The following is a 13,434-nucleotide window of genomic DNA, read 5'->3' as shown; positions in this document are numbered from 1 at the left end:
GCAGCCAGACGGCTGATTGTCAGCGGCGGCGAAGCGCTGGAGGGCCGCGCGCTCCGGCGGGGCCGGGGAACGGTCGTCGAGGGTCGGCCCGACCACACTCCGACCGGCCGCCCGCCCACCGGCAAGCCCTGAGTGATCATGATGGTGGGGATGATCCGTACGCGTTTTCTCGCCGTCGCCTCCGCACTCGCCGTCACCGGAGGCGCTGTCACCATGCTGGTCGCGCTTGTTGCCGCGCCCGGCTCGTGGCTGGCCGGCTATGTCAGTGAGGCCGGCACCGCCGGTGTGCCCTACGCCGTCCCGTACCGCGCCGGTCTGGTCGTTCTCGCCGTCGGGGTCGCCCTGCTCGGCGCCGCCGTGCGGATCCCGCTCGCCTCGCCGGCCCTGTTCGCTGCGGCCGGTCTGGCCGCCGTCTCGGGGGTCGTGCCCTGCACGAACCAGTGCCCACTCCCGCCGTACGAGCCGACCACGCCGGCCGACGTCGTCCACGCGTCCGCCACGATCCTCGGAATGCTGATGCTGGCCGCGGCCATGGCTGCCATGTGGTGGTACGCCGGGGACCGCACCCGCAAAGGGCTGGCCGCCGGCGGCGTCGCGCTGACCGTCCCGCTCGGGGCCGCCCTCGGCCTGACCATGCTCCTCGCCGGTCGTGGCACCCTCGGTGCGACCCTGGAACGCCTCCTGCTGGCCGAAGCGGTCGTCTGGCTGGTCGGCACCGCTGTCACCACTGCTCTCACCACCGGCGGGAAGCGACGCACATGACACGCCCGGTGATGGCGGGTGCCATCACCGGGCGTACCCCCGATGGGTGAAAAGCTCAGTTGGTGGTGGTGCTGCTCGGCTTGGCCGGAGTGTTGGAGGTCTTGCCGCCGTCGGGCTTGATGGCGAACCACTTGCCGTTCAGGCCCTGGCCGTTGATGTCGCCGGGCTTGGCGTCGGCCACGAAGTAGTAGACCGGCCAGCCGTTGATCGTCACCTGGCAGTGGCCGTCGGCACGCTCCACGTAGCCGACGATCTGCGGGTCGACGCCGTCCGGGAAGATCTTGCCGGGCGACTTGATGAGCAGCGGCGGCCAGGCGGTCGCGCAGTCGCCGTTGCAGTTGGACTTCGGCGGCTTGTTGGTGTCGTTGTCGAAGCGGTAGAGCGTGCGGCCGGCGCCGTCGGTCACGTGCGGGCCGATCCCGCCGTCCTCGGTCACGTTCAGCTCGACCACCTTGCTGCCGGCCGTACGCGACTTCGGCGGGGTGATGTCCTGCTGGGACGGGCCACTGAAGATCTTGACCCACTTCTGCGTCTTCGCCACCGTGGGGGAGGGCGCGGGGGTGGGCTCCTCGGCGGCACCGGAGTCGGCGCCGGAGCCGGCGGCATCGGACTCGGCGGCATCGGCCGCTCCCGCGCCGGCTTCCTCCGAAGGGGGAGCGGATGCGGTGGGCGGGGCGTCCGAGGGCTGCTCGTCGGCCTGCTCGAGACCGGCCCCGGCCAGGTCGTCCTGCTGGGGGTCCGGTCCCTGCGGGTTGAGCGGCGCCTGGGAACCCGTCACCGCCACCGGTACCGCGTCCGCCGCCGGGGCCGCGGAGTTGCCGGCCTGGTTGCCGCAGGCCGCCACGCTCGCCAGCCCGGCGATCATGGCGGCGACGTAGATCGTCCTGCTCCGCTTCATCATGGCTGTCTCCCGTGTCGAGAACCGTCGATTGCCCTCCACACGTCACCCCCTCGCCGAACGGTTCACCGGGTTGTGCCACTTTCCGGAAAATCTTGATCCGGGGAGCCACCCGCCGCGTACTCCCGGTAGCCGCGGCACAGTACTTTCATCGATGTCGTCTTCGACTTCAGACCCGTACGAAGCGGCGCGAGACAGTGCCGCGGGGAGAGAGACGGATGCCGTCCAGCAGAACCAGACCGCACCGGGAGGTGGCCGATGAAGCACTGGTCAGATCCTTGTTCCAAGAACACGGCCGGGCCATGCTCGCGTACGCCACGCAGCTGACCAGAGACCGCGCCGCCGCCGAGGACGTGGTCCAGGAGGCGCTCGTGCGCGCCTGGCGGCACCCGGACAGCCTGAACAACGGGAAGGGCTCCGTGCGCGGCTGGCTGCTCACGGTCGTACGCAATATCGTGCTGGACCAGATCCGGGCCCGGAACCGGCGTCCCCCCGAGGTGGGCGAAAGCCCGCCGGACGCCGCCGTCGAGGGTGACCACGCCGACCAGGTCGTGACGTCGATGGTCGTGGTGGACGCGCTGAGCAAGCTGTCCACCGAGCACCGTGAAGTGCTCGAGCAGGTCTATCTCCGCGGCAACACGGTGGCCGAGGCCGCCGAAGTGCTCGGCATCCCGCCCGGCACTGTCAAGTCTCGCTCCTTCTACGCGTTGCGGGCCCTGCGCGAGGCCGGCACGGAACGGTTGGCATCATGACGGCGCCGGAGAGCGCGAACCCCCCGACCAACGACCACGTCGACCTGGCCGGATATCTGATGGAGATGCTGACGCCGGAGCAGAAGGCGGCGGCCGACGAGCACCTGGCCGCGTGCGCCGAGTGCCGCGCGGAGATCGAGTCGCTGCGCGAGTGGTCGGCCCAGCTCGGCGAGGTGCCCGAGGCGATGCTGCTCGACGGCCCGCCCGACGACGCCGACCTGCTGCTGCAGAGGACGCTTCGGCAGGTACGGACGGAGAGCGCCGGCCGGCGCAAGCGGCGGTGGGCGTCGGTGACGGGCATCGCCGCGGTCGCCGTGGCCGTCGCGGTGGCCGGCGGGCTGGTGGTGGGCCGGCAGACGGCGCCCACGACGGAACCGATCGCGCAGGCGACGACGTCGGCCGCGGCCGGCGCGCGAACGGGCTCGGCCACCGACGCCACGACCGGGGCGACGATGCGGACGACGGTGATCCCGGCCGCCGGCTGGGTGCGGGTCAGCGCGACGGTGGGCGGCATCCCGGCCGGCGAGAAATGCGTGCTCGAAGTGGTCGGCCAGGACGGCACGCCCGCGGTGGCGGGCAGCTGGCTGGTCTCGCCCGCCGGCGAGGCCGACGGGACGACGCTGAGCGGGAGCGCTCTGATCGACCCGGCCGACGTCGCCTCGGTACGGGTGGTGAACACCACCGGGAAGCAGTTCGTGACCGTCCCCGTCTAACGCAGGACGGTCATCGCTTCGGCGAGGACGTCGGTCGCGTCGAAGATGTCGACCGCGTTGTGCTGCAGCGGCCCGCCCGGCTCGGTGAGCCGGGCGGTGCTGGCGCCGCCCGCGTAGAACGGGGCGAAGCCCATGTCCCGGATGAGCAGCGTGGTGGCCTTGCGGGCGTCCGTGTGGTCGGTGCAGACGAACTCGGCCAGCAGCGGATCGTGCCCGCGCCGGTGGCTGAGCACCGAGGCCGGCAGCGTGTTGAGCGCCTTGGCCCAGTGCGCCTCCGGCGCCCACGAGATGAGCTGCTCGAAGCCGCTCGGCGCCCCGTCGAGAATGGGGCCGACCGGGTTCGTCGCGTCGATGACGATCTTGCCGATGAGCCCGTCGCCGGCCAGTTCGATCGCCTCGTGCGCGGTCTCCCACGGAGGGGCGAACAGGACCACGTCGGCGAATGACACCGCCTCCGCGACTCCCATGGCGGCGCCGTGGCCGCCGAGATGGTCGACCACGTCGCCCAGCCGTTCCGGATGCCGTGACGTGACCGCTACGTCGTGGCCGCTCTCCGCGCACCACTCGGCGAGCGTTGCGCCGAGCTGACCTGCTCCGATGACGCCGATGTGCATGGAAACAGGGTGCCTCGCCGAATCGACGCAGGAGGGGGGAACCGGCAATTTCAGCGGTACAGCCGCCGGATGCCGGCTCCCGCCCCCACCAGCACCGGGACGGCCCAGGCCGGGTCGAGACGGGGACGCAGTGTAGGGGTCCAGCCGGCGTCCGGGTCGAGGTCCGGGTCGTAGGCGGCGTTGTAGGCGCCGACGAGGTCGACCGGCTTGGGCGTACGCCCGGAGACCTGCACCAGATTCCCCAGCGTGGTGATGCGGGTGCCCTTCCAGTACGCGATGACGTCGGCCGGTGCGATGTCGGCGCTGAGCCGGAAGTAGTTGTTCTCGGCGTAGATGCTCGACTCGACGCCCACCCCGAGGGAGTAGATGTACTCCTCGTCGGTCGCCACGTAGAGGTTGTCGTAGACGTCGACCTGACCGAACCGTACGCGCGGGGCCCGCTGGACGACGTTGCCGAACCGGTTGTGGTGCACGGTGACGCGCAGCTTGCCGACGTCGGCGCCCGGGTTGTCGGTGGAGCCGATCAGCATGGTCTTGTCGTGGTCGTAGTAGTCGTTCCACGAGACGGTGACCAGGTCGGACCCGCGGATGACGTCGGTGGCCCCGTCGTGTACCTGGTAGGGCCGCCCGAAGTACAGGGGCTGGGCGGCGTCGTGGTTGTTGCCGTCGCTGAACGTGTTGTGGTCGAGCCAGACGTTGGTGGCGCCGCTGAGCGACACCAGGTCGTAGAGCGAGTTCCAGTTCCCGGCCGAGGAGTCGGTGGGGTCCCAGGCCGGGAAGCAGTCGGCGGCGTCGGTGACCTCCAGGTTCCGTACGATCACGTTGCCGACGTTGGTGAGCACCAGGCTGCCGTGGTCGAGCCGGGCCCCGTTGAGGCCGATGATCGTGGTGTTGCTCCCGACGTTGATCTTGATTTGCTCCCCCTGTACGCGGGCCGACCGCACCCGGGCGTCCTCCAGCGGCCCGGACGGCTTGGCGGTCCGCCCCCAGACAGCCGGGTCGTAGGCGGCGAGGAACGCGTCGAGGTCGTACGCCGGATCGGCGAAGTCGTCGCAGCTCTTGCCCTCCCGCAGATCGATCCGCCCACTGACGAAAACGATCTTCGGCGTGGCGTTCTGCCCGTTCGTGGCCGCGTCCCCGCCCAGCGCCGTGATCAGCTCGGCCCGGTTGCGGACGACCGAGACGTGCGCGTCGTCGGCCGCCGCCCCACCGCTGGTCCCGGTTCCGGCGGCCGCCCAGCCGTCGTCGGCGGCCAGCGTCTGGCGCGCCAGTTCGAGCGCGGCCCTCGGCACCGGACCATGGCCGTGCGCGACGGCCGGCGGCGCGGCGCCGAGGGTCAGGAGGAGGGCTAGGCCGGCGACGGCGGTGGGTCTGTGCATGGCATCTCCTGGCGGCGGTCGGCGCGTTGAGGTGCAGGAAAGCGCTTGCCTGCGACGCTCCCACGAGCGGTGATGGTCGTCAATGGATTCAGTGACGCAGGTTATTTGCAGAGATCGGGGGCCCAGCCGTCCGCGCCGCGCAGGAAGGCGGCCGGCGTGTTCGCGGCGGCCTCGTCCCGGGTGAGCTGAGGACGGTCGGGGCCGGCGATCGCGCCCGGCCCGTAGTTGCGGAATTCGCCGAAACGGGCGTCGCGCCAGGGCCAGATGCCGAAGTCGCTCCAGGCGGCGGCGCCGATGTGGGCGCCGAGGTACGACTCGCGGATGACGGTCTGGCCGATCGCCGCCGGGTCGTTGCTCGGATGCCACGGCCGCCCGAGGAAGACCGAACCGGCGGGCGCGTCCGAGGTGAACCGGGAACGGGTGAAGAGCAGCCCGTGCGGGTTCGTGAGCGAGGTGCTGGGCGCGGTCACGTAGCCGGCCGGGGTCGAGGCGCGGTCGAGAGAGTGGATCCGGCAGCGCTCGAAGACCGCGGTGGCCCGCCCGAAGATGAAGTCGACGTCGCCCTCCACGGAGCAGTCCCGGAAGTAGGCCCGGGCGATAGTCGCCGCGCCGGCGCTGTTCACGTAGAGCGTGTCCTGGTTGCCGAGGAACCGCACCTCCCGGAACTCCACCCGATCGGCCCGGGTCAGCACCGCGACCGCCTGCCGGTTGGTGATCTCCGGGTGGGCCGCCTCGTCGAACAGGTTGGCGAACGTCAGATTCCGCGCCCGGAACCCGTCCCCGTCGACCGTCACCGAGGCGCTGCCGGTCGTCCCCCAGGTGCCCCCGTCCGGCCGCGGCGTCCCGTTGGCCCGATCGTCGGCGATCACCACGTCCTGCGGCCGCCGCCCCAGCCCGTACAGCCGAATCCCCGGCTTGCCGGCCGGAATCACCACCTGCCCGTGATAGATACCGGGCCGCACCCCGATGACGACCTCACCGCCGGGCGCCGCGTCCACGGCCGCCTGAACCGAGGCGAAGTCCCCGGACCCGTCGGCCGCCACGATGATGCGGCCCGCGGCCGCACCGCCCGACCCGGCCGCGACCGCGCCGCTCGACCCGGCCGCGACCGCGCCGGTCGACCCGGCCGCGACCGCACTGGTGGCTCCGGCCGCGACCGCGCCGGCCGAGCTGACCGTGATCGCGCCGGCCGAGAGCCGAAGAAACGTCCGTCTGCGCATGCCGCACCTTCCACATCGCCTGAGGTAAGGGCTTTCCTGACGGCACGCTAGGCAAGTCGATAGGCGAACGTCAATGAGTATCGCCATTCCTGCAAACGATCCGGCCAGCACCTCTGGATAGCCCCAGATGAGGGCCATGATCTGCAACAAGCGGCTCCGTGAGGCTCCGGGCGGCTCAGCTCCGGGTGATCCCGCCGAAACGCCGCCAGCCGATCGGGATCTCGGACGATCCGTCGGCCCGCCGCGATGACAGCCCCGAACGTGTGCTCGTCCGCGCGCGGAACCTAGCCGCTCAGGCGGTACTCCCAGCCTTCGCGCCAGGCGAAGTCGGTGGCGGCCAGCTCTTCCAGCGGGATGCCGTTGATCAGGTGGTCGAGGGACCAGCGGGTGGCGACGTGGCCGATGACGAGGATGCGGGTGTCGTTCCAGCGGGTCGGGACGTCGGACAGGAAACGGCCGTTGCGGTGGACCGCCTGACGCCAGCTCTCGCCGCCGGGGAACGGGACGTCCAGGTGGTCCCCTTTGTGGAGGGTGGCGGCTGGTGTGCCGTTCAGGGTGCCGTAGTCGCACTCTCGCAGGCGCCAGTCGTACAGGACGGGGATGGGGGAGTCGCCGAAGGCGATCTCGGCTGTCTCGGTGGCTCGGCGCAGGTCGGAAGTGAAGACGGCGGCTATGCCGTCGTCGCGGCGGCGGGCGCCCAACTCGGCCGCGAAGGTGCGGCCCTGTGCGGACAGGCGGCCGGGGAGCCAGCCCGTGGCGTAGCCCCGGTCGTTGTCCTCGCTCCAGGAGTGGGTCTCGAAGACGATCTCAGTGGACATCCTCTATGCGTACCCGAATGTCGCGGTGAATGGTCTCCCCGGCCGGGATGACGAGCGGGTCGGTGTAGGCCAGGGCCGCGCAGACGCCGATGTAGTCGTCGGTGCGCAGGAACCAGCGGTCGGCGTCGCGCAGGCCGGTGAACGTGAGGCGGTAGGAGTCGGTGGTCAGCGTCAGCGCCGGGTCGGCGCTGCCGTTCTCGGCCGACGCGACCGCCTGGCCGGGCGGGCAGCGCCAGAAGAACCCGCCGTATCCGGCGCCCCCGGTGCGGCCGTTCGTGGCCGGACTGCCCAGGGTGACCTCGTGGGGGGCCGTCAAGGCGTACGAGAAGGAAAGCTCCCAGCCGTCAGCCGAAGCGGTCGCGGCGATCCGCCGGCGCTCGGTCAGCAGCGTGCGGCCCTCGCCGTCCTCCCAGACCAGGTCCTCCGGGGTGAGGTGGCGGATGCGGCCGTGGTCCTCGCGCCAGACGTAGCCCTCGCCGTCGACGAAGGTGCGGCCGCCCCACAGGTTCCAGCCGTTCACGTCGGCCATGGTGAGGGAGGCGCCCAGGTGCCACGGGTGGTCGAACGGCAGCGCGTCGGTGACGACCGTTCCGGCCAGGGTGCGGACCGGGTGCAGGTACGGCCGGGGGCCGAGCCGGATGTCGAGGTCCGGCTCGGTGACGTAGTCGTACAGGTTCACGAGACGGCCGCCCGGTATCCCTCGTACGCCTCGGCCAGCACCTCGGCCCCCGGCCGTGACCACACGTCCTCGTGGAAGACCTCGACCTCGACCCAGCCGTCGTACCCGGCCTCGGACACCGCGCGGTGGAAGCGGCGCATGTCCACCGATCCGGTGCCGGGCAGGCCGCGGCCGAGCAGCACGCCCTCGGGCAGCGGGGTGATCCAGTCGGCGAGCTGGAAGGCGGCGATCCGCGGGCCGGCGTCGGCGATTCCCTGCCACACCTTGTCGTCCCACCACAGGTGGTACGTGTCGATGACGACGCCGACCGCCTCGACCGGATAGGGCGCGGCCAGTTGCAGCGCCTGGTCCAAAGTGGAGACCACGCAGCGGTCGGAACAGAACATCGGGTGCAGCGGCTCGATGGCCAGCCGCACACCGGCGTCGCGGGCGTCCGGCACGAGCGCGCCGATCGCGTCGCCGACGTGCCGCCGGGCGCCGTCGAGGTCGCGGCTGGTGCCGGGCAGGCCGCCGCTGACGAGCACGAGCGTGTCGGTGCCGAGCGCGGCCGCCTCGTCGATGGCGCGCCGGTTCTCGTCGTACCAGCCGGCCTCGTGGAGGAAGCCGCCGCGGCACAGCGACGACACGGTCAAACCGGCGTCCCGCACGAGCTCGGCGGTCTTTTCCAGGCCGTACGCGGCCACGTCCTCGCGCCAGAGCCCGACCGCGGCCACGCCGGCGGCCACACAACCGGCGACCAGATCCTCCAGGGGCCACCGCTTGGTGGTGGCCTGATTCAGCGAGAACCCTTTCATCGGCTCATCCCCACGGTCGTCAGCCAGGCGCCGGCGCGGTGCGTGGCGAGGTCGGCGTCGGGCAGGATGCCGGCCTCGTCGGCCAGCCGCATCAGCGCGAGCAGGTGCCGCGGTGAGCGCCCGGACTGCGCGCCGCCGACCATCGTGAAGTGGTCCTGGTGGCCGGCCAGCCAGTTGAGGAAGACGATGCCGGTCTTGTAGTGGTAGGTCGGCGCCGCGAACAGGTGCCGGGCCAACGGCAGGGTCGGAGAGAGGATTTGCTCGTACGCCGTGACGTCCCCCTCGTCGAGCGCCCGGAACGCCGCCGCCGCGGGTGGGGCGATCACGGCCAGGACGCCCAGCAGGGCCTCGGAGTGGCCCTGGTCGTCGCCGAGGATGAGGGACGGGTAGTTGAAGTCGTCGCCGGTGTACATGCGGACACCCTCGGGAAGCCGGCGGCGGAGCTCGACCTCGTAATCCGCGTCCAGCAACGAGATTTTGATGCCCTCGATCCTCGCCGCGTGCTCCTGGATGATGTCGAGAACGGTGTCGTCGCCACCCCAGTAGCCGGCCAGCAGCGGGTCGAAAGCCTCGCCCAGCCAATGAAGCAGGACCGGTCCGTCCGATTGGGACAGCAGCTCGCCGTAGACGCGGCGGTAGTCGTCGGCGTCCCGAGCGGCCGCGGCGAGGTGCCGGGAGCACATGATGACCGGGGTGGCGCCGGCCTGGCGGACGTCGCTCAGCTGTTCCAGGTACGCCTTCGTGATGTCGTCGATGGTGGCCGGCCCGGCCGGGAGCTGGTCGGTGCCCACGCCGGCGACGATGGGGCCGGTGGCCTCGGCGGCGCTCCGCCTGATCAGCTCGCGGGTGGCCGCGTAATCGAGACCGGCTCCTCGCTGCGCGGTGTCCATGGCTTCGGCCACGCCGAAACCGTGATCCCACAAGTGATGCCGGAACCGAAGCGTGGTGTCCCAGTCAAGGTGGGCCGGCGCGCCCGGGATGTTCTCAGCGGTGGGATCCGCGGTCACCGGCGCGGCCGCATAGGCGATCCGAGATCGGAAACCTCGTTTCTGCCGGAATTCCGCGCCGCGCCCGCTGAAGATCATCGGTCGAGCTCCGGGATCTCGAGGCGCCGGCCCTCACGCGAGGACCGAAGGCCCAGCTCGGCCACCTGCACACCGCGCGCGCCCGCCCACAGGTCGCCGGTGTAGGGGGCGTCCTCGGCGACGTACAACAGGAACTGCTCCCATTGAGCGCGGAACCCGTTGGCGAAAACCTCGTTGTCGGGCACCTGCTGCCACTGGTCGCGGAAGCGTTGCGCCGTCGGCACATCGGGGTCCCAGACCGGCTTCGGGGTGGCCGCGCGCGGCTGGACGCGGCAGTGGTGCAGGCCGGCCACCGCGCTGCCGTGCGTGCCGTCGACCTGGAACTCCACCAGCTCGTCGCGGTTGACCCGGACCGCCCAGGAGCTGTTGATCTGAGCCACGACACCGCCGTCGAGCTCGAACAGCCCGTACACCGCGTCGTCGGCTGTCGCGTCGTACGCCGCGCCGTTCTCGTCCCACCGGCGGTCGATGTGGGTCACCGAGCGGGCGGTCACCGCCCGTACCGGCCCGAAGATCTGCTCGAGCACGTAGTGCCAATGCGGGAACATGTCGAGCGTGATGCCGCCGCCGTCGGCCGACCGGTAGTTCCAGGACGGCCGCTGTGCGGACTGCCAGTCGCCCTCGAAGACCCAATAACCGAATTCCCCGCGTACGGAGAGGACGCGCCCGAAGAAACCCCCCTGCACCAGCCGCGCGAGCTTGCGCAGGCCCGGCAGGAAGAGCTTGTCCTGCACCACGCCGTGCTTGACCCCGGCCGCGTCGGCGAACCGGGCCAGCTCGACCGCCTCCTCGAGGCTTTCCGCCACCGGCTTCTCGGTGTAGACGTGCTTGCCGGCCTCGATGGCCTGCCGCAGCGCCTTCACCCGGGCGCTGGTGACCTGGGCGTCGAAGTAGACGTGGACGTCGGGCCGGGCGAGCGCGCCCGGCACGTCGGTCGTCCACTGTGTGAGACCGTGCCGGTCGGCCAGCGCGCGGAGCTTGGCCTCGCTGCGCCCGGCGAGGATCGGCTCGGGCCAGAGCACGGTGCCGTCGCGCAGCGGCAGACCCCCGTCCTCGCGGATCGCGAGGATCGAGCGGATCAGGTGCTGCCGCAGGCCCATCCGGCCGGTGACGCCGTTCATGACGATGCCGATGGTGGTTCGATCCATGCTGGTTGCCTCCGGGGCCTTGAAAAGTCCTGAGGTAAGCGCTTTCCTGAGACCGTACTCGGCGTGCTGCCGACCGGGCAAGAGCGCGGGCGGTATCCTCCGGGCAACTGTCGGTGCCGTCGTGGTCTGTCGTCGTCCTGAGGAGGCTTATGGCAACCCTGGCCGATGTCGCGCGCCACGCCGGAGTGTCGACCGCGACGGCGTCCCGCATCATCAACGGCAGCCCGAAACCGGTCACCGAACAGCTGCGGGCCCGGGTGCTGGCCGCGGTGGCCGAGCTGCGCTACGTGCCCAACGCGCACGCCCAGATGCTGGCCCGCTCGAACCGCAACGCCGTCGGCGTCATCGTCCACGACGTCTCCGACCCCTACTTCGCCGAGATCACCCGCGGTCTGCAACGGGTGGCGACGGCGAACGGCCGCCTGGTCATCATCTGCAACAGCTTCCGCGACCCCGGCCGCGAGATGGAGTACATCGACCTGCTCCACGCCCACCAGGTCGCGGCCATCGTCATCGCCGGCTCGGGCTACCTGGACAGCGCGGCCGCCTCCGAGCTGGACGACCGCATGCGCGCCTTCGAGGCCACCGGCGGCCGGATAGCCGTGATCGGCCGCCACCAGCACCCCGGCGACGCGGTCCTGCCCGCCAACGAGGAGGGTGGCTACCTGGCCGGCAAGCACCTGTGCGAACTGGGCCACACCACGATCGCCGCCATCGCCGGCCCGCCGTCCCTGACCACGACGGTCGACCGCCTGGCCGGCCTGCACCGGGCCGCCACCGAACACGGCGCCACCATCCACGTGACCCACTCCGACTTCACCCGCGACGGCGGCGAGGCCATCACCGGAAAGCTGCTGGCCGACGACCCGTCCCTGACGGCGATCGCCGCCCTGAACGACTCGATGGCCGTCGGCGCCCTGGCCGCCATGCGCACGGCCGGCCGCCACATCAGCGTCGTCGGCTTCGACGACATGCCCATCGCCCGCGACGTGACCCCGGCCCTGACCTCGGTCCGCCTGCCGTTGACCGAGCTGGGCGAGCGGGCGATGACGCTGGCCCTCGACCCGGCCGCCGGCGACGCCCCCCGCGTCGAACACGTCCCGGCCGAGCTGATCCTGCGCGACAGCACCTGGCCCCGCGACCAGCTACCCCGATGATCCGGCGCACGGGCCGGCGAAGAAGGAGACGGTCGCTCGGACCGGCGGCTCGCCCCGCTCCTCGACGGTGACGGGAACGCACGTGCGCTCGGGGGCGTGGAAGCCGCCGAAGTACACGGTGTCGAAGTCGTCGCAGGCCTGGAACGTGATCGACGACGCTGGGCTGTACCCGGCGCGCTGACCGTAGGTGAGGCGGGCCGGGCCGGCGATCGACACTGTGACGGTGGTGGCCGCCTTGACCACGATGCCGACTTTGTAGTGGCCGGGTTGACCGCCGGCGAAGTCGTCCGGGTCGGCGGCCGCCCAGCTCCTCAGCCCCGGCCAGGTGACCGGGCCGACGGTCAGGTCGTTCTGGGCCGGGGCGGCGGTGGCCCGGCCGTGGGCCTCCTCGTCGACGCAGGTGATCAGGCGCGGCTGCTCCTCGGGCCGGCCGGGCGAGCAGGCGGCCAGGCCGAGGAGAAGCGGGGCGGCCCACCGGATCGAGCGCATGGGCGCTATCCCCGTATCCGGGCGAGGATCGGCAAGTGGTCGCTTCCGGTCTTCGGCAGCGTGCGAAGGCCGGTCACCCTCAGGTCGCGGGCCAGGATCTGGTCGATGCGGGCGATCGGGAAGCGGGCGGGAAAGCTGAAGGCGAAGTCGCGGGACGTCGTCACGTGGTCCAGGACAGGGGCGAGGCCGCGGTCCTGGACCGTGCTGTTGAGGTCGCCCAGGACGATGACGCGCGGCAGCGGTTCGGATTCCAGCAAGGAGCCCAGTCTCGTGGCGCTCTCGTCCCGTGGGGCGGAGTCCAGGCCGGAGACGTCCATGCGGACCGACGGCAGGTGAGCCACGTAGACGGCGATCGGGCCCTGCGGGGTCTGGGCCACCGCCCGGAGGCCGCGGTTCCAGTCGGGGCCGAAGCCGGCCGGGCGGATGTCGACCGGGGCGGCCTCGGTCAGCGGGTACCGGGACCACAGGCCCACCGTGCCCTGGACGCTGTGGTGGGGATAGGCGGGCGCCAGCGTCGTCTCGTACTCGGTGACCGCCGGGAACGTCACCTCCTCCAGGGCGATGAGGTCCGGTTCGGCGGCCATCAGGGCGCGGGCGGTGCCGGCCGGGTCGCTGTTCTCGTCGCTGGCGTTGTGCTGGACGGCGATCAGGCCGGCCGAGTCGTCGCGGGTGGGCACCAGATAGGCGCCGAACACCGCGAACCAGGCGATCAGGGGCAGCAGGACGGCCGGCAGCGCGATCCGCGGGCGCCGCCACCACGCCAGGGCGGCCAGCACGGGGACGGCCAGGCCCAGCCACGGGAGGAAGGTCTCCAGCAGGCTGCCCAGTCGCAGGCCGAAGCCGGGCACCCAGCGGTGCCGGGCCAGTACGGCGGCCAGCAGCACGGACATCGCGATGATCAAGTAACCCCGCACCGCACGAATGCT

The 13,434-nt window shown here is 71.6% G+C and carries 15 protein-coding genes; 4 read left to right on the top strand and 11 right to left on the bottom strand.

Annotated features, from left to right (window positions below; translation table 11 throughout):
* The first annotated feature begins 150 nt into the window (after positions 1-150).
* Entirely contained in the window at positions 151-762 is a 612-nt protein-coding gene (locus AB0C26_RS39900; protein ID WP_360258649.1) for a DUF998 domain-containing protein, read from the top strand.
* Between the two features lie 55 nt (positions 763-817).
* On the opposite strand, the gene AB0C26_RS39895 is transcribed toward AB0C26_RS39900, so the two are convergent.
* Positions 818-1,663: a hypothetical protein gene (locus AB0C26_RS39895; RefSeq protein WP_360258646.1), complete on the bottom strand. Its 846-nt coding sequence runs from the start codon at positions 1,661-1,663 to the stop codon at positions 818-820.
* A 215-nt stretch (positions 1,664-1,878) separates the two neighbouring features.
* Here AB0C26_RS39895 and AB0C26_RS39890 point away from each other — a divergent pair, with 215 nt between their 5' ends.
* Both AB0C26_RS39890 and AB0C26_RS39885 read left to right on the top strand, forming a co-directional pair.
* A complete protein-coding gene (locus AB0C26_RS39890) occupies positions 1,879-2,412 on the top strand; it encodes a sigma-70 family RNA polymerase sigma factor (protein WP_360258643.1) in 534 nt (177 codons plus the stop codon).
* Complete coding sequence (locus tag AB0C26_RS39885) at positions 2,409-3,125, top strand: zf-HC2 domain-containing protein (protein ID WP_360258640.1); 717 nt, start codon at positions 2,409-2,411, stop codon at positions 3,123-3,125. Before AB0C26_RS39890 ends, AB0C26_RS39885 begins: the two co-directional genes overlap by 4 nt.
* Here the strand turns inward: AB0C26_RS39885 and AB0C26_RS39880 are convergent.
* From AB0C26_RS39880 to AB0C26_RS39845, 8 genes are all read right to left on the bottom strand, one after another.
* Positions 3,122-3,739 carry an NAD(P)-binding domain-containing protein gene (locus AB0C26_RS39880; RefSeq protein ID WP_360258637.1) on the bottom strand — a complete coding sequence of 206 codons (618 nt, stop codon included), beginning with the start codon at positions 3,737-3,739 and terminating at the stop codon, positions 3,122-3,124. The two genes, AB0C26_RS39885 and AB0C26_RS39880, sit on opposite strands and share 4 nt — an antisense overlap.
* 50 nt (positions 3,740-3,789) lie before the next feature.
* Entirely contained in the window at positions 3,790-5,118 is a 1,329-nt protein-coding gene (locus AB0C26_RS39875) for a polysaccharide lyase family 1 protein (protein WP_360258634.1), read from the bottom strand.
* A 101-nt stretch (positions 5,119-5,219) separates the two neighbouring features.
* Complete coding sequence (locus AB0C26_RS39870) at positions 5,220-6,338, bottom strand: pectinesterase family protein (RefSeq protein WP_360258631.1); 1,119 nt, start codon at positions 6,336-6,338, stop codon at positions 5,220-5,222.
* A gap of 284 nt (positions 6,339-6,622) precedes the next feature.
* Positions 6,623-7,156, bottom strand: coding sequence for a histidine phosphatase family protein (locus AB0C26_RS39865; protein ID WP_360258628.1), 534 nt, complete (start codon positions 7,154-7,156; stop codon positions 6,623-6,625).
* Positions 7,146-7,835, bottom strand: a complete 690-nt coding sequence (locus AB0C26_RS39860) for a DUF6807 family protein (RefSeq protein WP_360258625.1) — start codon at positions 7,833-7,835, stop codon at positions 7,146-7,148. Before AB0C26_RS39860 ends, AB0C26_RS39865 begins: the two co-directional genes overlap by 11 nt.
* Positions 7,832-8,629 carry a sugar phosphate isomerase/epimerase family protein gene (locus AB0C26_RS39855; protein WP_360258622.1) on the bottom strand — a complete coding sequence of 266 codons (798 nt, stop codon included), beginning with the start codon at positions 8,627-8,629 and terminating at the stop codon, positions 7,832-7,834. The genes AB0C26_RS39860 and AB0C26_RS39855 overlap by 4 nt, the downstream gene beginning before the upstream one ends.
* Positions 8,626-9,714, bottom strand: a complete 1,089-nt coding sequence (locus AB0C26_RS39850; protein WP_360258619.1) for a DUF993 family protein — start codon at positions 9,712-9,714, stop codon at positions 8,626-8,628. The genes AB0C26_RS39855 and AB0C26_RS39850 overlap by 4 nt, the downstream gene beginning before the upstream one ends.
* Positions 9,711-10,862 carry a Gfo/Idh/MocA family oxidoreductase gene (locus AB0C26_RS39845; RefSeq protein ID WP_360258616.1) on the bottom strand — a complete coding sequence of 384 codons (1,152 nt, stop codon included), beginning with the start codon at positions 10,860-10,862 and terminating at the stop codon, positions 9,711-9,713. Before AB0C26_RS39845 ends, AB0C26_RS39850 begins: the two co-directional genes overlap by 4 nt.
* 149 nt (positions 10,863-11,011) lie before the next feature.
* Between AB0C26_RS39845 and AB0C26_RS39840 the strand changes: the two genes are divergently transcribed.
* Positions 11,012-12,019: a LacI family DNA-binding transcriptional regulator gene (locus AB0C26_RS39840; RefSeq protein ID WP_360258613.1), complete on the top strand. Its 1,008-nt coding sequence runs from the start codon at positions 11,012-11,014 to the stop codon at positions 12,017-12,019.
* Here AB0C26_RS39840 and AB0C26_RS39835 read toward each other — a convergent pair.
* On the bottom strand, positions 12,008-12,508 hold the full coding sequence (locus tag AB0C26_RS39835; protein ID WP_360258610.1) for a hypothetical protein: 501 nt from the start codon (positions 12,506-12,508) through the stop codon (positions 12,008-12,010). The genes AB0C26_RS39840 and AB0C26_RS39835 overlap by 12 nt on opposite strands.
* 5 nt (positions 12,509-12,513) lie before the next feature.
* Positions 12,514-13,422 (bottom strand): endonuclease/exonuclease/phosphatase family protein, encoded by a 909-nt coding sequence (locus AB0C26_RS39830; protein WP_360258607.1) that lies wholly within the window; start codon positions 13,420-13,422, stop codon positions 12,514-12,516.
* Positions 13,423-13,434: the final 12 nt, after the last annotated feature.

Origin of the sequence: Actinoplanes sp. NPDC048796 (assembly GCF_040650035.1) — a bacterium.
GTDB lineage: Bacteria > Actinomycetota > Actinomycetes > Mycobacteriales > Micromonosporaceae > Actinoplanes.
The sequence above is the reverse complement of the archived record's forward strand: the minus strand, read 5'-3'. Positions and strand labels throughout refer to the sequence as shown.

Coding starts and splice junctions, on each gene's coding strand:
- AB0C26_RS39900 (WP_360258649.1), top strand. CDS start 151: ATGATCCGTACGCGTTTTCTCGCCGTCGCCTCCGCACTCGCCGTCACC.
- AB0C26_RS39895 (WP_360258646.1), bottom strand. CDS start 1,663: ATGATGAAGCGGAGCAGGACGATCTACGTCGCCGCCATGATCGCCGGG.
- AB0C26_RS39890 (WP_360258643.1), top strand. CDS start 1,879: ATGCCGTCCAGCAGAACCAGACCGCACCGGGAGGTGGCCGATGAAGCA.
- AB0C26_RS39885 (WP_360258640.1), top strand. CDS start 2,409: ATGACGGCGCCGGAGAGCGCGAACCCCCCGACCAACGACCACGTCGAC.
- AB0C26_RS39880 (WP_360258637.1), bottom strand. CDS start 3,739: ATGCACATCGGCGTCATCGGAGCAGGTCAGCTCGGCGCAACGCTCGCC.
- AB0C26_RS39875 (WP_360258634.1), bottom strand. CDS start 5,118: ATGCACAGACCCACCGCCGTCGCCGGCCTAGCCCTCCTCCTGACCCTC.
- AB0C26_RS39870 (WP_360258631.1), bottom strand. CDS start 6,338: ATGCGCAGACGGACGTTTCTTCGGCTCTCGGCCGGCGCGATCACGGTC.
- AB0C26_RS39865 (WP_360258628.1), bottom strand. CDS start 7,156: ATGTCCACTGAGATCGTCTTCGAGACCCACTCCTGGAGCGAGGACAAC.
- AB0C26_RS39855 (WP_360258622.1), bottom strand. CDS start 8,629: ATGAAAGGGTTCTCGCTGAATCAGGCCACCACCAAGCGGTGGCCCCTG.
- AB0C26_RS39850 (WP_360258619.1), bottom strand. CDS start 9,714: ATGATCTTCAGCGGGCGCGGCGCGGAATTCCGGCAGAAACGAGGTTTC.
- AB0C26_RS39845 (WP_360258616.1), bottom strand. CDS start 10,862: ATGGATCGAACCACCATCGGCATCGTCATGAACGGCGTCACCGGCCGG.
- AB0C26_RS39840 (WP_360258613.1), top strand. CDS start 11,012: ATGGCAACCCTGGCCGATGTCGCGCGCCACGCCGGAGTGTCGACCGCG.
- AB0C26_RS39835 (WP_360258610.1), bottom strand. CDS start 12,508: ATGCGCTCGATCCGGTGGGCCGCCCCGCTTCTCCTCGGCCTGGCCGCC.